Here is an 18,333-nt window from a genome sequence, read left to right on the forward strand (position 1 = left end):
GGCCGACGGCATCCGGCGAGCGGAGTGGATTCAGCCGAGCCAGTCCCGCGCCGCTGCCGCCGCCTCGCGTACTTCCGCCAGCTGCGCCGCGACCTGGACACCGGCAGTACCGCCCCGGGCGTCGCGAGACGCGATGGACCCCTGCACGGTGAGCACCTCGCGCACCTTTCCGGTCAGCGCCGGGTCGACGGCGGCGAACTCCTCATCGGTGAGTTCGTCGAGGCCGACGCCGCGAGCTTCCGCGGCGCGCACGCACGCGCCCGCCGCCTCGTGCGCGACCCGGAACGGAACGCCCTGGCGGACGAGCCATTCGGCGATATCGGTGGCCAGCGTGAAACCGGCGGGCGCGAGTTCGGCCATGCGGTCGGTGTGGAAGGTCAGCGTGGACACCAGGCCCGCGATCGCGGGCAGCAGGAGTTCCAGTTGCGCGACCGAGTCGAACAGGGGTTCTTTGTCTTCCTGGAGGTCACGGTTGTAGGCCAGCGGTTGCGCCTTGAGGGTGGCCAGCAGGCCGGTGAGGTTGCCGATCAGCCTGCCCGCCTTGCCGCGGGTGAGCTCGGAGACGTCCGGATTCTTCTTCTGCGGCATGATCGACGAGCCGGTCGACCAAGCGTCGGCCAGGGTGACATAGCCGAATTCCGGGGTGCTCCACAAAATCACCTCTTCGGCCATGCGGCTCAGGTCGACGCCGATCATGGCCAGCACGAACGCGGCTTCGGCGGCGAAATCCCGCGCCGACGTGGCGTCGATCGAGTTCGCGGCGGCCGCGTCGAAATCCAGTTCGGCGGCGATCGCCTCGGGGTCGAGTCCGAGCGAGGAGCCCGCCAGCGCGCCGGAACCATAGGGCGACACGGCCGCGCGGCGGTCGAAGTCGCGCAGCCGGTCGAGATCGCGCAGCAACGGATGGGCGTGCGCGAGCAGATGGTGGGCCAGCAGCACGGGCTGCGCCGCCTGGAGATGCGTCTTGCCCGGCATCACCGCGTCCGGGTGCGCGGCCGCCTGCTCGACCAGCGCGTCGACCACCGCCAGCACGCCCGCGGCCACCCGGCGCACGCCATCGCGCAGCCACATCCGGAACAGCGTGGCCACCTGGTCGTTGCGCGAACGCCCCGCCCGCAACCGGCCACCGAGCTCCGCGCCGACCCGCTCGATCAGGCCGCGTTCCAGCGCGCCGTGCACGTCCTCGTCCGACTCGGCGGGACCGAACGCGCCCGAGGCCACGTCCGCCGCGAGGCGATCCAGGCCGTCCAGCATGCCGCCGAGATCGGTTTCGGAGAGCAGGCCCGCCTTGTGCAGCACGCGCGCGTGTGCCTTCGAAGCACGGATGTCGTAGGGGGCCAGCGCCCAGTCGAAGTGCGTCGACTTGCTCAGCGCGGCCATGGCCTCGGCCGGTCCGGAGGCGAATCGCCCGCCCCACAGCGCGCCTTGGTTCGTACTGCCGCTCATGCTGCTGTCCGCCTCTCCGGGTATTCGGGCTCCCCCGCCTCTCCGCGCCTTCAGGCCGTACGAGTCGGGAACGGGTGATTTGCGTTCAGGTCTTGCGTGGGATGCCGCCCGGGTTTGGGGCGTACCCGGTGAACTACCCATGTTCTTACGAGATCAATTGTCGTGGTCGCCCTGGTGTGGCCCCGGCGAGGGTCGCCTGCCGGACTCGTGCACCGCGATGAACTCGACGGTGGACACCATCGGACGCTCGACGTCTTCCACGAGAAGCAGCGGCCCGGCGCGCCGGAGCGAACGCGCTTACGTCCTGCGTGCAGATCGTTGCGGGTGTCGCCCTGGCTGCCCTGTTCAACGCACATCACGAAGGCCGACTCGGAGACTTCGACGTCGAACAAACAGCGTGCCGGTGCGCAGGGGCACCGGCACGCCTGGCGGTTACTTCTGGTTCAGGTCGCGGCGGGCGGCGACCTTGGAGGACAGGCCGTGGATCTGCACGAAGCCCTTGGCCAGCGACTGGTCGAAAGTGTCGCCCTCGTCGTAGGTGGCCAGGTTGAAGTCGTAGAGCGACTGCTCCGAGCGGCGGCCGTTCACCACGGCCGAGCCGCCGTGCAGGACCATCCGGATGTCACCGGAGACGTGCTGCTGGGTGTCGCCGATGAAGGCGTCCAGTGCCCGCTTGAGCGGGGAGAACCACAGGCCGTCGTAGGCCAGCTCGCCCCAGCGCTGCTCGACCTGCCGCTTGTAGCGGCCCAGCTCGCGCTCGATGGTGACGTGCTCCAGCGCCTGGTGCGCGGTGATCAGCGCGAGGGCGCCCGGAGCCTCGTAGATCTCCCGGCTCTTGATGCCGACCAGGCGGTCCTCGACCATGTCCAGCCGGCCGATGCCCTGGCGGCCCGCGCGGTGGTTCAGCTCGACGATCGCCTCCAGCACGCTGACCTGGCGGCCGTCGATGGCCACGGGCACACCCTTGTCGAAGGTGACGATCAGTTCGTCCGGGGCTTCGAAATTGACGGTCGGGTCGGAGGTGTAGTCGTAGACGTCTTTGGTCGGGGCGTTCCACAGGTCCTCGAGGAACCCGGTCTCCACCGCGCGGCCCCAGACGTTCTGGTCGATGGAGAACGGCGACTTCTTGGTCACGTTGATCGGCAGCGAGTTCTCCTCGGCGAAGGCGATGGCCTTCTCCCGGGTCCACGCGTAGTCCCGGACCGGGGCGATCACGTTCAGGTCGGGCGCGAGCGCGCCGATGCCGACCTCGAAGCGGACCTGGTCGTTGCCCTTGCCCGTGCAGCCGTGCGCGACCGTAGTCGCGCCGTGGAACTTGGCCGCCTCGACCAGGTGCTTGACGATGAGCGGACGGCTGATCGCCGACACCAGCGGGTACTGGCCCATGTACAGCGCGTTGGCCTGGATGGTGGGCAGGCAGTACTGGTCGGCGAACTCGTCGCGGGCGTCGATCACGATCGCCTCGACGGCGCCGCAGTCCAGGGCGCGCTGACGCACCACGTTCATGTCCTCGCCGCCCTGGCCGAGGTCGATGGCCACCGCCACCACTTCGGCGCCGGTCTCCTTGCCGATCCAGCTGATCGCGACGGAGGTGTCCAGCCCACCGGAGTAGGCGAGTACGACGCGCTCGGACATGTTCTGTGTGCTCCTCGATGTTTCGTGTGCGTGATACGGACCGGCTTCCCGCCACAGCGGCCCGCACGTCCTGCAAATGATTATGCACGACGATGCAAGCCCATTCATAATCGGGTGGGGTGTCGCCCTGTGCTGGGACAACAGCTCCTTCTACACCCTCGCACAGACACTGTCCTCCGCGCTCGCGGCGCATGCCCGCGGGCGAAAAGAGGCGGGCGCCGCGACCCGGGCCCCAGGTGAGCGCGGCGAAACGCCGCTGACTCAGCCGGGTTCGAGTCGCGCACGTCGCCGGAGAAATTTCAGCGCACGCAGGTGCGCCGACGGGCGGGAAGCCGCCTCCGGTGCGCCCGCCTCAGGCGAGCCGTTCGATCTTCGCGGCCACCTCGGCCCCGGTCAGCGGCTCGCGGGCGATGACGGCGATGGTGTCGTCGCCCGCGATGGTGCCGACGATGTACGGCAGTGCGGCGCGGTCGAGGGCGCTGGCCAGGTAATGCGCGGCGCCGGGCGGGGTGCGCAGGACCGCGATGTTGCCGCTGGCGTCGGTGGAGACCAGCAGGTCGCCGAGCAGCTTGGACAATCGGTCGGTGCCGCCGATGACGCCGCGGACGGGGCTGCCGTCCTCGGGCACCACGTAGACGCCCGCACCGCCGTCGGCGGCGCGCAGCTTCACCGCACCCAGTTCGTCCAGATCGCGCGACAGCGTCGCCTGGGTGGTCTCGATGCCCTCGGCCGCGAGCAGCGCCGCCAGCTCGGTCTGGCTGCGCACCGCGTGCGCCGTCAGCAGTTCGATGATGCGCGACTGCCGTCCGGCGCGGGTGCGCGCGATGGCCGGACCGCTTCGTCCCGATTCCGACTGCGAGACGCTCACGACCGCGCCTCGCTGGGGCGCGGGATCGGCGTACGCGGGTGAGCGCTGTGCCCTCGGCGCACTCGCTGACACTCCCTCACCTCCGCACCTCGCCGGGAACCGATTCGCCCGTTGGGCACGACAAGCACGGGGCATACCGGTGATGCGCGCGCCCTCGCTCACGCCGCGCCCGAGCGGAGCCGGTCACGCTCCGCTGCCGCATCCCGGCCTGACCGCTCACGACGAGCCCCCTGATCGTCGCTCGAGCAGCCAGACCAGCAGCGCTTTCTGGGCATGCAGGCGGTTCTCCGCCTCGTCCCACACCACACTGTGCGGCCCGTCGAGCACCTCGTCGGTGACCTCGTCGCCGCGGTGCGCGGGAAGACAGTGCAGCACGACGACATCCGGCTTGGCGTGCGCGAGTAACTCGGCGTTGAGCTGGAACGGCCGGAACGGACCGACCCGGTCCAGACCGTCGTTCTCCTGCCCCATGGAGGTCCAGGTATCGGTGACCAGCGCGTCGGCCCCCCACGCGGCGGCGACCGGATCACTGGTCAGCGTGATGGCGGCGCCGGTCTCGGCGGCCCGCTTGCGCGCGGCCTCCACGACCCACGGCTGCGGCTCGAACCCGGCGGGTGACGCGATCGTCACGTTCAGCCCCGCGGTGACGCCGCCGAGCAGCAGCGAGTGCGCCATGTTGTTGGCGCCGTCGCCGAAATAGGCGAGTTCACGGCCGGTCAGGTCGCCCTTGTGCTCGGCGAGCGTCTGCAGGTCCGCGAGTACCTGGCAGGGATGGAATTCGTTGGACAGCGCGTTGACCACCGGCACCGTGGCGGTGGCGGCCATCTCGTCCAGCCGGGACTGCTCGAAGGTGCGCCACACGATGGCGTCGACGTACCGGGACAGCACCCGGCCGGTGTCGCCGAGCGTCTCCTCCCGGCCCAGCTGGGTGTCGCGGCCGTCGACGACCACCGCGTGCCCGCCGAGCTGGGCGATGCCCATCTCGAAGGAGAACCGGGTGCGGGTGGAGTTCTTCTCGAAGATCACGCCGACGCCGCGCGGGCCGTCCAGCGGGCGGCGCGCGAACGGCGCCTTCTTGAGTTCGGCGGCGAGCGCGAGGATCTCGGCCTGCTCGGCCGGGCTGACGTCGTCGTCGCGCAGGAAGTGCCGCACGGGCTCGGAGGTCATTGCGCCGCAACCCCTTTCGCGTCCGCGAGCACGCTGTCGAGGATCTCCGGCAGGTCGGCGACGAAGTTGTCGGCCTGGGTCTCGGTGAGCACCAGCGGCGGCGCCAGCCGGATCACGTCGGGTTTGGCCGGGTTGACGAGGTAGCCCGCCTCCCGAGCCCGTGCCTCCACCTGCGCGGAGACCTCGTCGGTGAGCACGATGCCCAGCAGCAGGCCCGCACCGCGCACCTGATCGATGAGCGGGTGCTCCAGCAGCTCGATGCCGTCGCTGAGCCGCTTACCGACCGACTCGACGTGCGAGAGCAGATCGGTCTCGTCGATCGTGCGCAGCACCGCGAGCGCCGCCGCCGCACACACCGGGTTGCCGCCGAAGGTGGTGCCGTGCAGGCCGGGGGTGAGCAGATCGGCAGCCCGCCCGTTTGCCAGTACCGCGCCGATGGGCAGTCCGCCGCCGAGCCCCTTGGCCAGGGTGATCACGTCCGGCACGATGCCGACGGCCTGGTGGGCGTAGAACTTTCCGGTCCGGCCGATGCCGGTCTGCACCTCGTCCAGCACCAGCAGCGCCCCCTTGCGGGCGGTGATCTCGCGTGCCTTGGCGAGGTAGTCGAACGGCGGTACCACCACACCGCTCTCCCCCATGATCGGCTCGAGGAACACCGCGGCGGTGTCCTCGTCGACCACGGCGTCCAGCGCCGCGGCGTCGCCGTAGGGCACGTGCACGACACCGGGCGGCATCGGTTCGAAGGGGGTCCGCTTGGACGGCTGGCCGGTGAGGGCCAGCGCGCCCATGGTGCGGCCGTGGAAGGCCTCCTCGCACGCGACGATCTTGTGCCGCCCGGTCAGCCGGGCGATCTTGAACGCCGCCTCGACGGCCTCGGTGCCGGAGTTGCAGAAGAACGCCCGGCCCTCGCCGTCGCCGAAGTGCGCGAGCAACCGCTCGGCCAGCTCGACGACCGGCTCGCTGGCATACAGATTCGACACGTGCCCGAGCGTGCCCAGCTGCTGGGTGACCGCCTCCAGGATCGCGGGATGGGCGTGACCGAGGCTATTGACCGCGATGCCGCCGAGGAAATCGACGTAGCGCTTGCCGTCCGCGTCGTAGACCACAGCCCCCGCTCCGCGCACCAGCGCGACCTTCGGCGTGCCGTAGTTGTTCATCAGCGCGGCGGACCACCGCTTCTGCAGTTCAGCTGTGCTCATTGTTTCGTTCCGTCCGGTGCGCCGGACCCGCTCGGGATGAGCGGGGCGGGAGTCACCATCGTTCCGATTCCTTCTCCGGTGAACAGTTCCAGCAGCACGGCGTGCGGGACCCGACCGTCGATGACGTGCGCGGTCGGCACCCCTGCCGACACGGCGCGCAGGCAGGCTTCCATCTTGGGCACCATGCCCGCATCCAGGCGCGGGAGCAACTCGGCCAGCGCCGCCGTATCGATGCGGGAAGTCAGCGAGGACCGGTCCGGCCAGTTCGTGTAGAGGCCCTCGACGTCGGTGAGCACCACCAGTTTCTCGGCGCCGATGCCCTCGGCGAGCGCCGCGGCGGCGGTGTCGGCGTTGATGTTGTGCACCACGCCGTCGGCGTCCGGCGCGATGGTCGACACCACGGGGATGCGGCCCGCGCCGATCAAGTCGAGCACCGCGTCCGGGTTCACCTCGGTGACATCGCCGACCAGGCCGATATCGGTGGGCTCGCCGTCCACCTCGACGGTGCGGCGGGTCGCGGTGAACAGTCCGGCGTCCTCACCGGAGATGCCGACCGCGTACGGGCCGTGCGAGTTGATCAGCCCGACCAGCTCGCGGCCGACCTGGCCGAACAGCACCATCCGCACGACGTCCATCACCTCGGGGGTGGTCACCCGGAAGCCGCCGCGGAATTCGCCCTGCAGGCCGAGCTTCTTCAGCATCGCGCTGATCTGCGGGCCGCCGCCGTGCACCACCACCGGGTGCACGCCGACCGTGCGCAGGAACGCCATATCGGCGGCGAAGGCCTGCTTCAGATGCTCGTCGACCATGGCGTTGCCGCCGTACTTCACGACGACGACCTTGTCCCGGAACTTCTGCAACCACGGCAGGGCATCGGCCAGGACGTGCGCCTTGTCCAGCGCGGAGAGCCGGTGCAACACCTCACTGGTCATGAGCTGTAGGCCGAGTTCTCTTCGACGTAACCGTGCGAGAGGTCCGTGGTGCGGATGGTCGCGCTCGCGGAGCCGACGTTCAGCTCGATCAGCACCTCGATGTCGGTGCCGGACAGGTCGACCGCGCGGGCGCCGGGCGCGCCGACCCCGTCGATGCACACCGGCTTGCCGTTGAACGACACCGAGATCCGGTTCGGATCGAGCGTGACCGGAGCCATGCCGACCGCGGCCAGCACGCGACCCCAGTTCGGGTCGGACCCGAACAGCGCCGTCTTGACCAAGCTGTCGCGGGCGACGGTGCGCGCCGCGGCCACGGCCTCGTCCTCGGTGGCCGCGCCCGCGACGGTGACCAGCACCCGCTTGGTGACGCCCTCGGCGTCGGCCATCAGCTGGGCGGCCAGGTCGTCGCAGACCGCGAGCACGGCGGCGTCGAGTTCCTCCTGGCTGGGGGTGACCTCGCTGGCGCCGTTGGCCAGCAGCAGCACCGTGTCGTTGGTCGAGCAGGAGCCGTCCACGTCGAGCCGGTCGAAGGTGCGCGCGGTGGCGTTGCGCAGGGCATGGTCGAGCTGGTCGGCGGTGACCGCCGCGTCGGTGGTGAGCACCACCAGCATGGTCGCCAGCGACGGGGCCAGCATGCCCGCGCCCTTGGCCATGCCGCCGACGTTCCACTTGTCGCGATGGTGGAACGCCGCCTCTTTCGGCACGGTGTCGGTGGTCATGATGGCCCAGGCGGCGTCGGAGCCGCCGGACAGGCCGCCACCCATCTCGTGCACGATCTCGGTGATAGCGGGGATGAGCTTGTCCATCGGCAGCCGGTCGCCGATCAGCCCGGTCGAGCAGACCGCGATCTCGCCCGCGCCGGTCTCGGTGCCCCAGTTGCTCAGGGCGGCGGCCAGTTCCTCGGCGGTCTGGTGGGTGTCCTGGAAGCCGCCCGGTCCGGTGCAGGCGTTGGCGCCACCGGAGTTCAGGATCACCGCGCGCAACCGCTTGCCGGTCAGCACCTGCTGCGACCACAGCACCGGAGCGGCCTTCACCTTGTTGCGGGTGAACACGCCCGCGGCCGGGTATTCCGGCCCCTCGTTGAACACCAGCGCCAGATCCGGCTTGCCGCTGGCCTTGATGCCCGCGGCGATGCCCGCCGCACGGAAGCCGAGCGGTGCGGTCACGCCCTGGGTCCGGACCAGCTTGCCGCTGGCGATGTCGGCTGTCGTCACGGTGCCACTCCTACGGTGGAAAGTCCTGCGGTCTCGTCGAATCCGAGGGCCAGGTTCATCGATTGCACCGCGGCGCCCGCGGTGCCCTTGGTCAAGTTGTCGATCGCGCCGATCACCACGAGCAGGCCCGCGTCGGCGTCCACCGCCACCTGCAGGGTGACGGCATTGGAGCCGAGCACCGAACCGGTCTGCGGCAGCGTGCCCTCCGGCAGCAGGTGCACGAAAGGCTCGTCGGCATAGGCCTTCTCGTAGACGGCGCGGGCCTGCGCGGCGTCCACGCGAGTCGGCGCGGTGCAGGTGGCGAGGATGCCGCGCGGCATCGGCGCGAGCACCGGAGTGAACGACACCGCGACCTCGGCGCCGCCCGCGGCCGCGAGGTTCTGCGCGATCTCCGGCGTGTGCCGGTGCGCGCCGGCGATGCCGTAGGCCCGCGCCGAGCCCATCACCTCCGACCCCAGCAGCCCGATATCCAGCTTGCGGCCCGCGCCGGACGCGCCGCTCACCGCGACCACGTGCACGGCGGGCTCCACGATGCCCGCGGCGACGGCGGGAGCCAGCGCGAGGCTGGCGACGGTCGGATAGCAGCCGGGGACCGCGATCCGGGTGGCGCCGCGCAGCTTCTCCCGGCCGCCGGGCAGTTCGGGCAAGCCGTAGGGCCAGCTGCCCGCGTGCGTGCTGCCGTAGTATTTCTCCCAGACCTCCGGGTCGGTGAGCCGGAAGTCGGCGCCGCAATCGATGATCACCGTGGACTCGGGCAATTCGGCGGCGATGGCCCCCGACTGGCCGTGCGGCAGGCCGAGGAAGACCACGTCGTGGCCGGCCAGTTCGGCGGCGGTGGTCGGCGCGAGCACTCGATCGGCCAGCGGCAGCAGATGCGGCTGCAACTCCCCCAGTGCGGTGCCGGCGTTCGAGCCCGCGGTCAGCGCCCCGATGACGAGGCGCCCGGTTCGGTAGGCCGGATGCCCCAGCAGCAGACGCAACACTTCGCCGCCCGCGTACCCGCTGGCACCGGCTACCGCGACCCGCACGACGGGCCCGGGCGGGCGGGACGCATCCGAGGAATCAACCATGTGATGATTATGCATGACCATGCAAGCTCATTCACAGCCTGGGTTGCCGCGCCCGGTCACGACCACCTGATACCCGCCGCCTGGCCCACCAAACCGCGCGACCGAGACACCGTCGGCGGCCCGTCCTAGCCGGGCAGGCGCCCTGCGGCTGGCCATCGCGAGCGACCGAGACACCCGGCGCGAGCGACGTATGCCACGGCTCAGCGCAGCACCGCCGGGTCGATGCCCAGCGCTTCGGCCAGCCCGGCTTCGCCCCGCGCGGTGACCCGCACGGCACGGCCGCTACCGACGCCCTTGATCCACTCCAACTCTTTCAGGCGGCGGCACAGCTGTGCGCCTGCCGAGCCGCCGAGATGCACGCGGCGCTCGGTCCAGTCGAGGCAGGGCCTGGCCACCGGGCGTCGCGTGCCGCGCAGCGCGGCAGGGTCGACGCCCATCGAGCCGGTGAGCCACGCCGAGCCGGAATCGGTGAGGGCGAACCCGCCGTCACCGCGGAGCAGGCCACGCGCGGTCATGGCGTCGGTGATCGCCACGCCGAGCCGGCCCGCGAGATGGTCGTAGCAGGTGCGGCCACGAGCCAGCGCGGCGGCGACCGTGGCGGTACGCAAGCCGGTCACCGGGCGGCCGGACGGGTCGAGATGAGCGACCATGCCCTCGAGCAGTTCCGCGACCTGCGGACCGGCCAGCTGGACGTAGCGGTGCCTGCCTTGACGGTGTTCGACCAGCAGACCGCCGTCGCGCAGGCGGTCCAGATGCTCGGTCGCGGTGGACGCGGCGACACCGGTGTGACGCGCGAGCTCGCCCGCGGTCCACGCCCGTCCGTCCAGCAGGGCGAGGCAGATGTCGGCGCGCGTGCGGTCGGCGAGCAGGGCGGCCAAGCCCGCCAGTTCGGCTCCTCTGGTCGGCACCACTTCATGATGGCGGCCCCTCGTTTCGGCGGGCGCCGAAACGTCCCGTGGCTACCGTCGCCGCATGACTTCGTCTTCTCCTGCGCCCGGCGCGGCCACCTCGCCGACCAAGTTCGAGATCTTCCGCGGTCTGCATCACCGTGACCGGCCCCTCGTCCTGCCCAACGCCTGGGACTTCGCCTCGGCCGCGCTGCTGGCGACCGAGGGATTCCCGGCGATCGGCACCACCAGCCTCGGCGTGGCCGCCGCGGCGGGGCTGGCCGATGGCGTGAGCCTCACGAAGGCGGAAACGCTCGCTTGCGCCCGTCGCCTGGCGCGACTGCCGATCCCCGTGACCGTCGACATCGAGGGCGGCTTCGACGAGCGGCCCGGCGCTGTCGCGGATTTCGCCGAACAGCTCGCCGCCTGCGGGATCGCGGGCGTCAACCTGGAAGACGGCTGTGCCGGATCGGCGCTGGCGGCACCGGGGCACCAGGCCACACTGATCGCCGCGATCAAGGAACGCGCGCCGGAGTTGTTCGTCAATGCCCGTATCGACACCTACTGGCTGGGTCTCGATCACGGCTCGACCCACGCCCGCGTGCGACGGTACGAAGCGGCCGGAGCCGACGGCGTCTTCGTGCCGGGTCTGACCGCCCCGGAGCGCATCGAGCGGATCGTGGCGGCGACCGAATTGCCGGTCAACGTTCTCGCAACCGCCGCCGGACCCGGCATCGCGACGCTGACCGGACTCGGCGTGCGCCGGATCAGCACCGGATCACTGCTCTACCGCTCGGCGCTGTCGGCCGCAATGGAGGTCGCGCGCGCCGTGCGGGACGACGCCCCCATTGCGTCCGGCATCGTGAGCTATACCGATATTCAACGCCTCCTGCCCGCGCACACCAGGCCGTGAGCAGCGATTCGTCCGGATCTCGGAGAAATTTCCGCGCCGCTGTCGATCCGCCCCGGCTTCGTTCGTATAGGTGGTGAGACCGGCGCCGGGCCGGTCGCGGAAGGAGCGGAGATGAGCGAGATCATCGTGGTGGAACACCTCACCCTGGACGGCGTCGTGCAGGCCCCGGGGCGGGCCGACGGGGACGCATTCACCCCCGGCGGCTGGGCGCACCGGTACGACAGCCCGGTGCAGGCCGAGATCATGGGAAGGCACACGACGGCCCACGGGTGGACCGGCACCGGTGTCATCATCACCACGTACCGGCGCGGATGAGGAGGACGAGGCGATGAAGCACTACCTGCTCAGCATCTACCAGCCCGACGGCGAAGGCGTCCCGGACAACCTGGACGAGATCATGCGCGATCTCGGCGCGCTGAACGACGAGATGCGGGCGGCGGGAGCGTGGGTGTTCGCGGCGGGCCTGCACGCGCCGGGCACCGCGACCGTGCTGCACGCCCGAGGCGACGACGTGCTGATCACCGACGGCCCGTACGTCGAGGGCAAGGAGCACATCGGCGGGTTCACCGTCATCCGCGCCGCGGATCTCGACGAGGCGCTGGAGTGGGGCCGCAAACTCACCAGCGTCCTCACGCTGCCCATCGAAGTCCGGCCGATCCAGGGCGAATAGTTGAGCAGGCCCGTGACCGGCTCGGTCATCGAAGCGGTCTTCGCCGAGCACTACGGCCGTGCCGTCGCGAGCCTGATCCGCGTCTTCGGCGACATCGGCGTCGCCGAGGACGCGGTGCAGGACGCGTTCACCGCCGCCGTCCAGCGCTGGCCCGCCGACGGTCTCCCGCCGAGCCCGCCGGGCTGGATCATCACCACCGCGCGCAACCGGGCGATCGACCGCCTGCGCCGGGAAGCCGCCCGCGCCGATCGGCACGCCCAAGCCGCCCTCCTGCACGCCGAGGACGAGACGGAGCAGCCGGTGAGCGCCGTGCGTGACGACTGCCTCCGGTTGATCTTCACCTGCTGTCACCCCGCCCTCGCGCTGCCCGCGCAGGTGGCGTTGACGCTGCGGCTACTCGGCGGACTGAGCACCGCCGAGATCGCCCGCGCGTTCCTGGTTTCCGAAACGACCATGGCGCAGCGACTGGTTCGCGCCAAAGGCAAGATCCGCGACGCCCGCATTCCCTACCGGGTGCCCGCCGACCCGGATCTGCCCGCCCGGCTGCGCGCGGTACTCGCCGTGGTGTACCTGATCTTCACCGAGGGGCACACGGCCACCTCCGGTGCGCGGCTGGCCAGGGGCGACCTGTGTGCCGAGGCGATTCGGCTCGGGCGCCTGCTGGTCGAACTCATGCCGGACGAACCTGAAGGCGCCGGGCTGCTCGCGCTGATGCTGCTGAGCGAATCCCGCCGGTCCGCGCGCACCGGCACCGACGGGTCTCCGGTGCCCCTCGCGGAACAGGATCGCAGCCGGTGGGACCGCGATCTCATCGCCGAGGGGCACGCGCTCGTCCGGCAGTGCCTGCGCCGCAACCGGCCCGGACCGTATCAACTGCAGGCGGCGATCAACGCCGTCCACGCCGACGCACCCGTCGCGGCGGCCACCGACTGGCGCCAGATCCTGCGGCTCTACGATCAGCTGACCGTGCTCACGCCCAGCCCGATCGTCGCGCTCAACCGCGCGGTCGCGGTCGCCGAAGTGGACGGCCCGGTAGCCGCACTGGCACTGGTGGACGCCCTGGCCCTGGACGGCTACCACTTGTTCCACGCCATCCGCGCCGATTTGCTGACCCGGCTCGGCCGCGCCGCCGAGGCCACCGCCGCCTACGACTCCGCCATCGCCTGCACCGAGAACGCCGCCGAGCGAACCTTTCTCACGCGTCGCCGAGACAGCCGAAGTCGCCCGTAAGCGCGGGGCTTCGCCCTCGGTCGTCGACGGCGAGTCCACTCCGGCTGCGGTGTCCGCGACGCCCGAGTCGGCGATGCCCCCGACGCGTCCGGCCGGAGCAGCGCCGTTTCCGCCGCCGAGTCAGTGCTTCTGCACCACGCGCTCTCCTTCGCCGGGCTTCCAGATGGTGATGTCGAGGTGGTCGCCCGCTACCTCCACCGTCGACGCCCCGGTGAGTTCGGCGACGTAGAAGTGGTCGAACTCCTGACCTCGGATGTCGAAACCGGTCTCGTCGAACAGTTGCTGGGCGAAGCGGGTGTGCACGTCCCGGTCGGGGAGGTCCACGACGGTGCCGAACAGTTTGGCGTCGCCGTCGGACACGTTCGTGTCGACGGTGGCGGTGTGCAGGCAGAAGCGCGGATCCCGGGCGAGGTCGCGGAACTTGGTGGTGCCGGGCATCCCCGCGATCACGAGCAACCCCTCGAAGACCCGCGGCTCGATCGGGCTGATCCGCGGGTAACCGTCGGAACGGAGGGTGCCGAGCATGCAGAGATTCCCCGCCGCGCGGTGCCTGCGCAGGAAGACCTCGGCGATGTGCGGCGCTTCTTCGGTGAATCGGCTCCAAGTGGTCATGCCGAGGACGGTACGGGGAAACCTTGCCGTCTCCTGTCAGGGTTTCCGGCTAGTGTCGCGGGCATGCGGGCGAGTCGACTGGTGCAACTGCTTCTGCTGTTGCAGACCCGAGGCCGCCTGACCGCGCCCGAACTCGCCCGGGAACTGGAGGTCTCGGTGCGCACCGTCTATCGCGACGTCGAAGCCCTCTCGGCGGCGGGCGTCCCGGTCTACAGCGAGCCGGGCCGCGCGGGTGGCGTGCGGCTGCTGGACGGCTACCGCACCCGGCTCACCGGCCTCACCACCGACGAGGCCGACGCGGTGCTGCTGGCCGGCTTGCCGGGCGCCGCAGCCGATCTCGGCCTGGGCACGGTGCTGGCCACCGCGCAGTTGAAGGTGCTCGCCGCGCTGCCGCCGGAACTGCGCGGACGCGCGACGCGCATCGCCGAGCGGGTGCACGTCGACGCGCCGGGCTGGTTCCACCGGCCGGACGAGACGCCGACGCTCGCGACGATCGCCGACGCGCTCTGGCACGACCGCACGCTGCGCGTGCGCTACGGCCGCAAGGACACGGTGGTCGAGCGCTTGCTGGACCCGCTCGGGCTGGTGCTCAAGGCAGGCACCTGGTACCTGGTCGCCCGGAGCGGGCGCACGCCCCGCTCGTATCGGGTGGGCCGGATCATCTCCGCCGAACCGACCGGCGAATCATTCACCCGCCCGGCCGAATTCGACCTGCGCGCGCACTGGAGCGACGCCGCCGACGATTTCGCGCGTTCGATGCTGCGCGTCCGGGCGCGCTGCCGGATCGCCGCCACCCATCTGCGGTTGCTGAGGCTGATGAACGATCCGGCAGCGGTCGCGGAGGCGCAAGCCTCCGCGGGGCCGCCCGATGCCGAAGGGTGGGTCGAAGTGATCGTGCCGTCCGAGTCCTTCGAGGTGCTCGCGCACGCACTTCTTCCGCTCGGCGAGTTCGTCGAAGTGCTGGAACCGCCGCAGCTGCGCGCACAGCTCGCGGCGACGGCCGCCGCCATGCACGCGCGCTACTGCGGAGGTTAGGTCCGTCGCGCCGTCCGCGTTCGGCTAGCGCAGGGTGCGGAAGAACTCGCGTACGTCCGCGGTCAGCAGGTCCGGCGCCTCCATCGCCGCGAAATGACCGCCGCGGTCGAATTCGGTCCACCGGACGATGTTGTGCGCGTCTTCGGCGAGTTTGCGGATCGAGAGGTCACCGGGGAACAGTGCCGCCGCGGTCGGCACGTCGGACTTCCGCACCGGCGCTCCCCAAGCCGCGGATTCGCTGTAGAGCCGCAGCGAGGAGGCGAAGGTTCCGGTGAACCAGTACAGGCTGACATTGGTCAGCAGCGCGTCCCGGCCCACCGCGTCCTCGGGCAGTTCGATCGCCGGATTCGTGTACTGCCGGAACAGGTCGGTGATCCAGGCCAGCAGCCCGGCGGGCGAGTCCTGGATGCCGATCGCCAGCGTCTGCGGACGGTTGGCTTGCAGCGTCGCGTAGTCGTAGCGCGCATAGCTCTCCGGACCGGTCAGCGTGGCCAGCTTCGCCTGATCCTCCGGGCTGTACTCGGCCTGCGCACCCGCTGCGGACCACTCGCCCGCAGCCGCCGATTCCTCCGCCCCACCCCACGATTCGGCCTCGCCGCTGTCCCAGGCGGGGATCGTGATCGGACCGTTCACGTGCAGGCCCGCGAGGTGCTCGGCGGCGATATGACCCAACCGAGCGGCGATGAAGTATCCCGCGTCGCCGCCTTGCACGCCGTAGCGGTCGTAGCCGAGGCGCGCCATGAGCGTCGCGACCACCTCCGCGAACCGATCGGTCGAACCCGCACCCGGGTCCGGGGACACCTCGGAGAACGCGAAGCCCGGCAGCGAGGGCACGACCAGGTGGAACGCGTCGGCCGGGTCGCCGCCGTGCGCGCGGGGATCGCTCAGCGGTCCGAGCACCTCCAGGAACTCGACGAACGAGGCGGGCCAGCCGTGGTTGAGCACCAACGGCAGCGCATCCGGCTCCGGCGAGCGGACGTGCAGGAAGTGCACCTGCTGCCCGTCGATGCCGGTCACGAAGTGGGGCAGTTCGTTCAGCTTCGCTTCGACGGCGCGCCAGTCGAATTCGGTGCGCCAGTACTCGGCCAGCGGACGCAGATAGGACACCCGCATACCCTTGTCCCACTTGGCGCCGGGCAGGTCGTTCGGCCACGACGTGGCGGCGAGGCGGCGGTGCAGGTCGTCGATCTTCTCCTGCGGGATGTCGATGCGGAAGGGGCGAATGTCCTGGTCGGTAGTCATGTCACCCACGGTAGGAAGCACTTAGGACGCGATCGTTCCTAAGTTTCCGGCATTCTGGCGGAGTGCTCGAAACGTCGGCTCGCCTGCTCAAACTGCTGGCCCTGCTGCAGACCCATCGCGACTGGACCGGCGCCGAACTGGCCGAACGGCTCGGCGTCACCGGGCGCACGGTGCGTCGCGACGTCGATCGGCTCCGGGAACTCGGCTACCCGGTCCACGCCACGCAAGGCGCCGCCGGGTACCGCCTCGGCGCGGGGGCCGCGCTGCCGCCGCTGCTGCTCGACGACGAGGAAGCCGTCGCGGTGGCGGTGGGCCTGCGCGGCGCCTCCGCGGGCACCGTGACCGGGCTCGAGGAGGCGTCGCTGCGCGCGCTGACCAAGCTGGAACAGGTGCTGCCGCCCCGCTTGCGCCACCGGGTCCGCACGCTGCGCGGCGCCACCTTGCGCGTCGGCGCGCCCGGCAGCGAGGTCCGTCCGGATACCCTCCTGTCCATCGCCGAAGCGTGCCAGCGCCACGAACGGTTGCGGTTCGACTACCGCGCGCTCGACGGCGCGCCCAGTGTCCGCACCGTCGAGCCGCACACCCTCGTGCACTTCAGCAGGCACTGGTACCTGGTCGCCTGGGACGTGGACCGCGCCGACTGGCGCACCTTCCGTGCCGACCGGATCACCCCGCGAATCCCGACCGGTCCGCGATTCGCACCGCGTGAGCCGCCGGAAGGTGATGTCGCGGCATATCTTTCGATGCGGCTGTCCACCCGGGCCTGGCCGCAGCAGGCGACCGTACTGCTGCACGGGTCCGCGGAGTATGCCGCCGACCGCGTGTGGCCCGGGATGGGCGTGCTGGAGGCCGTCGACGACCACAGTTGCCGCTTGCTCGTGGGCGCGGAAACACCTGAGCAGCTGGTGTGGATGATCACCTCGGTCGATGTCGACTTCACACTGCTGGCCGGTCCGCCGGAACTCATCGAAGCCCTACGGGCCCAGGCCTCCCGATGCGAGCGAGCGGTGCGCGCCTTCCCCGCCGTAGCGGCCGCGGCTAGCAGCTCCAATCCAGGACGGAGGCGAGCGATCTGAGCTGCACCGAGTCGGGTATCGCCCGCACCACGGCGTCACGGAGCGCGGCGGCGGGCGGAAACGACAGTTGCGCCGCCGCGCCGAGCCGGCGGGAACGGGACGCGATCATCCGGGTGCGCGGCCGACGCTCCCGGTCGTAGCCGGCCAGGCCGCCGCCCTCGGCGGCCACCCTGCTCAGCACCACCGCGTCCTCCAGCGCCTGGCAAGCGCCCTGCCCGAGAGTGGGCATCATCGCGTGCGCCGCGTCGCCGACGAGCGCGATCCGCCCTGCCACGAAGCTTTTCAGCGCGGGCAGGTCGTAGAGGTCGTGCTTCAGCACCTCGGCGTCCCCGACCGCGGCGAGCAGAGCGGGAATCGGCTCGTGCCATTCGCCGAACCGGGCGCGCAGCTCGGCCGACCCGCCGCTCGGCGTTGCCTCGGGCATGTTCGCGGTGGCGAAGCAGTAGACCCGGCCGTCCACCAGTGGGACGTACCCGAAACGCTCACCCCGGCCCCAGCTTTCGCCCATCTCGGTGACCGGCTGGTGCGGCGTGACGACCACCCGCCAGGCGGTGTAGCCGCCGTAGCGTGGCCGCACCTCGCCGCAGACCGCACGGCGCACGACGCTGCGGATGCCGTCGGCCCCGACGACGACATCGCCGCCGGACGTTCCGGCCGAGTGCACGACCGTGCCGTCGATTCTCGCCTCGGCCACGGTGACGCCGGTGCGCACCGCCGCCGCCGGGATCGCCGAACGCAGTACGTCTACCAGGTCGGCACGGTGCATCATGATCGGGCTGCCGTACCTGGCCCGGATCGCCTCGGCGTCCATCCTGGTCAGCCACCGTCCCGCGCGGTCACGGATGCCCGCCGCCCCTTGCTCGACCGCGCGAGCCCGCACCTGGTCGCCCACGCCGAGCGCGTCGAGGGCGCGAAGGGCGTTGGGCCACAGGGACAGCCCGGCACCGACCTCGGCGATCCCGGCGGCGCGCTCGAGCACTTCGACGCGCCATCCCTGCCGCAGGAAGGCCACGGCCGTCGCCAGACCGCCGATGCCACCACCCACGATGAGTGCCTCGGGCATGGATTCCCCTTTCTCCGGACCGCTCGGCGAGCAGCTGCCCCGGACGATACTACGAATGTAGTACCCATGCCGGG

General features: G+C 71.0%; 18 protein-coding genes. 6 read left to right on the plus strand and 12 right to left on the minus strand.

Going from position 1 to position 18,333, the window contains the following annotated elements; translation table 11 throughout:
• Positions 1 to 30 precede the first annotated feature (30 nt).
• The 9 genes from argH to LTT66_RS01405 form a co-directional block, all read right to left on the minus strand.
• Complete coding sequence (gene argH, locus LTT66_RS01365) at positions 31 to 1,446, minus strand: argininosuccinate lyase (protein WP_233063340.1); 1,416 nt, start codon at positions 1,444 to 1,446, stop codon at positions 31 to 33.
• Between the two features lie 432 nt (positions 1,447 to 1,878).
• On the minus strand, positions 1,879 to 3,081 hold the full coding sequence (locus LTT66_RS01370; protein WP_233063341.1) for an argininosuccinate synthase: 1,203 nt from the start codon (positions 3,079 to 3,081) through the stop codon (positions 1,879 to 1,881).
• A 352-nt stretch (positions 3,082 to 3,433) separates the two neighbouring features.
• Entirely contained in the window at positions 3,434 to 3,949 is a 516-nt protein-coding gene (locus tag LTT66_RS01375; protein ID WP_233063342.1) for an arginine repressor, read from the minus strand.
• A gap of 216 nt (positions 3,950 to 4,165) precedes the next feature.
• The gene (gene argF / locus LTT66_RS01380; RefSeq protein ID WP_233063344.1) at positions 4,166 to 5,116 is read right to left on the minus strand and encodes an ornithine carbamoyltransferase; all 951 of its coding nucleotides are present in this window, start codon (positions 5,114 to 5,116) and stop codon (positions 4,166 to 4,168) included.
• On the minus strand, positions 5,113 to 6,315 hold the full coding sequence (locus LTT66_RS01385) for an acetylornithine transaminase (protein WP_195034104.1): 1,203 nt from the start codon (positions 6,313 to 6,315) through the stop codon (positions 5,113 to 5,115). The genes argF and LTT66_RS01385 overlap by 4 nt, the downstream gene beginning before the upstream one ends.
• Complete coding sequence (gene argB, locus LTT66_RS01390) at positions 6,312 to 7,247, minus strand: acetylglutamate kinase (protein ID WP_195034103.1); 936 nt, start codon at positions 7,245 to 7,247, stop codon at positions 6,312 to 6,314. Before argB ends, LTT66_RS01385 begins: the two co-directional genes overlap by 4 nt.
• The gene (gene argJ / locus LTT66_RS01395; RefSeq protein ID WP_233063346.1) at positions 7,244 to 8,461 is read right to left on the minus strand and encodes a bifunctional glutamate N-acetyltransferase/amino-acid acetyltransferase ArgJ; all 1,218 of its coding nucleotides are present in this window, start codon (positions 8,459 to 8,461) and stop codon (positions 7,244 to 7,246) included. Before argJ ends, argB begins: the two co-directional genes overlap by 4 nt.
• Positions 8,458 to 9,531 carry an N-acetyl-gamma-glutamyl-phosphate reductase gene (gene argC, locus LTT66_RS01400; RefSeq protein WP_233063347.1) on the minus strand — a complete coding sequence of 358 codons (1,074 nt, stop codon included), beginning with the start codon at positions 9,529 to 9,531 and terminating at the stop codon, positions 8,458 to 8,460. Before argC ends, argJ begins: the two co-directional genes overlap by 4 nt.
• Positions 9,532 to 9,731: 200 nt before the next feature.
• Positions 9,732 to 10,439: an ArsR/SmtB family transcription factor gene (locus LTT66_RS01405; RefSeq protein WP_233063348.1), complete on the minus strand. Its 708-nt coding sequence runs from the start codon at positions 10,437 to 10,439 to the stop codon at positions 9,732 to 9,734.
• Positions 10,440 to 10,503: 64 nt separating this feature from the next.
• Here LTT66_RS01405 and LTT66_RS01410 point away from each other — a divergent pair, with 64 nt between their 5' ends.
• The 4 genes from LTT66_RS01410 (at position 10,504) to LTT66_RS01425 (ending at position 13,231) form a co-directional block, all read left to right on the plus strand.
• Positions 10,504 to 11,331: an isocitrate lyase/PEP mutase family protein gene (locus LTT66_RS01410; RefSeq protein WP_233063349.1), complete on the plus strand. Its 828-nt coding sequence runs from the start codon at positions 10,504 to 10,506 to the stop codon at positions 11,329 to 11,331.
• Between the two features lie 111 nt (positions 11,332 to 11,442).
• Entirely contained in the window at positions 11,443 to 11,646 is a 204-nt protein-coding gene (locus tag LTT66_RS01415) for a hypothetical protein (RefSeq protein ID WP_233063350.1), read from the plus strand.
• Positions 11,647 to 11,659: 13 nt separating this feature from the next.
• Complete coding sequence (locus tag LTT66_RS01420; RefSeq protein WP_233063351.1) at positions 11,660 to 12,001, plus strand: YciI family protein; 342 nt, start codon at positions 11,660 to 11,662, stop codon at positions 11,999 to 12,001.
• Positions 12,002 to 13,231, plus strand: coding sequence for an RNA polymerase sigma factor (locus LTT66_RS01425; protein WP_408638726.1), 1,230 nt, complete (start codon positions 12,002 to 12,004; stop codon positions 13,229 to 13,231). It abuts the gene before it with no gap.
• A gap of 120 nt (positions 13,232 to 13,351) precedes the next feature.
• On the opposite strand, the gene LTT66_RS01430 is transcribed toward LTT66_RS01425, so the two are convergent.
• Positions 13,352 to 13,843 (minus strand): pyridoxamine 5'-phosphate oxidase family protein, encoded by a 492-nt coding sequence (locus LTT66_RS01430; RefSeq protein WP_043689729.1) that lies wholly within the window; start codon positions 13,841 to 13,843, stop codon positions 13,352 to 13,354.
• 63 nt (positions 13,844 to 13,906) lie between these two features.
• Between LTT66_RS01430 and LTT66_RS01435 the strand changes: the two genes are divergently transcribed.
• Entirely contained in the window at positions 13,907 to 14,878 is a 972-nt protein-coding gene (locus tag LTT66_RS01435; protein WP_233063352.1) for a helix-turn-helix transcriptional regulator, read from the plus strand.
• A gap of 24 nt (positions 14,879 to 14,902) precedes the next feature.
• On the opposite strand, the gene LTT66_RS01440 is transcribed toward LTT66_RS01435, so the two are convergent.
• A complete protein-coding gene (locus LTT66_RS01440; protein WP_233063353.1) occupies positions 14,903 to 16,120 on the minus strand; it encodes an epoxide hydrolase in 1,218 nt (405 codons plus the stop codon).
• 62 nt (positions 16,121 to 16,182) lie between these two features.
• Here LTT66_RS01440 and LTT66_RS01445 point away from each other — a divergent pair, with 62 nt between their 5' ends.
• Entirely contained in the window at positions 16,183 to 17,196 is a 1,014-nt protein-coding gene (locus tag LTT66_RS01445) for a helix-turn-helix transcriptional regulator (RefSeq protein WP_233063355.1), read from the plus strand.
• On the opposite strand, the gene LTT66_RS01450 is transcribed toward LTT66_RS01445, so the two are convergent.
• Positions 17,159 to 18,259 (minus strand): FAD-dependent monooxygenase, encoded by a 1,101-nt coding sequence (locus tag LTT66_RS01450; RefSeq protein WP_233063357.1) that lies wholly within the window; start codon positions 18,257 to 18,259, stop codon positions 17,159 to 17,161. The genes LTT66_RS01445 and LTT66_RS01450 overlap by 38 nt on opposite strands.
• Positions 18,260 to 18,333: the final 74 nt, after the last annotated feature.

This window comes from Nocardia gipuzkoensis, from assembly GCF_021183645.1.
Taxonomy (GTDB): domain Bacteria; phylum Actinomycetota; class Actinomycetes; order Mycobacteriales; family Mycobacteriaceae; genus Nocardia; species Nocardia abscessus.

What these genes read in the sequence shown, in the direction of transcription:
- argH (WP_233063340.1), bottom strand. Translation starts at nt 1,446, where the DNA reads ATGAGCGGCAGTACGAACCAAGGCGCGCTGTGGGGCGGGCGATTCGCC.
- LTT66_RS01370 (WP_233063341.1), bottom strand. Translation starts at nt 3,081, where the DNA reads ATGTCCGAGCGCGTCGTACTCGCCTACTCCGGTGGGCTGGACACCTCC.
- argF (WP_233063344.1), bottom strand. Translation starts at nt 5,116, where the DNA reads ATGACCTCCGAGCCCGTGCGGCACTTCCTGCGCGACGACGACGTCAGC.
- LTT66_RS01385 (WP_195034104.1), bottom strand. Translation starts at nt 6,315, where the DNA reads ATGAGCACAGCTGAACTGCAGAAGCGGTGGTCCGCCGCGCTGATGAAC.
- argB (WP_195034103.1), bottom strand. Translation starts at nt 7,247, where the DNA reads ATGACCAGTGAGGTGTTGCACCGGCTCTCCGCGCTGGACAAGGCGCAC.
- argC (WP_233063347.1), bottom strand. Translation starts at nt 9,531, where the DNA reads ATGGTTGATTCCTCGGATGCGTCCCGCCCGCCCGGGCCCGTCGTGCGG.
- LTT66_RS01410 (WP_233063349.1), top strand. Translation starts at nt 10,504, where the DNA reads ATGACTTCGTCTTCTCCTGCGCCCGGCGCGGCCACCTCGCCGACCAAG.
- LTT66_RS01415 (WP_233063350.1), top strand. Translation starts at nt 11,443, where the DNA reads ATGAGCGAGATCATCGTGGTGGAACACCTCACCCTGGACGGCGTCGTG.
- LTT66_RS01420 (WP_233063351.1), top strand. Translation starts at nt 11,660, where the DNA reads ATGAAGCACTACCTGCTCAGCATCTACCAGCCCGACGGCGAAGGCGTC.
- LTT66_RS01430 (WP_043689729.1), bottom strand. Translation starts at nt 13,843, where the DNA reads ATGACCACTTGGAGCCGATTCACCGAAGAAGCGCCGCACATCGCCGAG.
- LTT66_RS01435 (WP_233063352.1), top strand. Translation starts at nt 13,907, where the DNA reads ATGCGGGCGAGTCGACTGGTGCAACTGCTTCTGCTGTTGCAGACCCGA.
- LTT66_RS01440 (WP_233063353.1), bottom strand. Translation starts at nt 16,120, where the DNA reads ATGACTACCGACCAGGACATTCGCCCCTTCCGCATCGACATCCCGCAG.
- LTT66_RS01450 (WP_233063357.1), bottom strand. Translation starts at nt 18,259, where the DNA reads ATGCCCGAGGCACTCATCGTGGGTGGTGGCATCGGCGGTCTGGCGACG.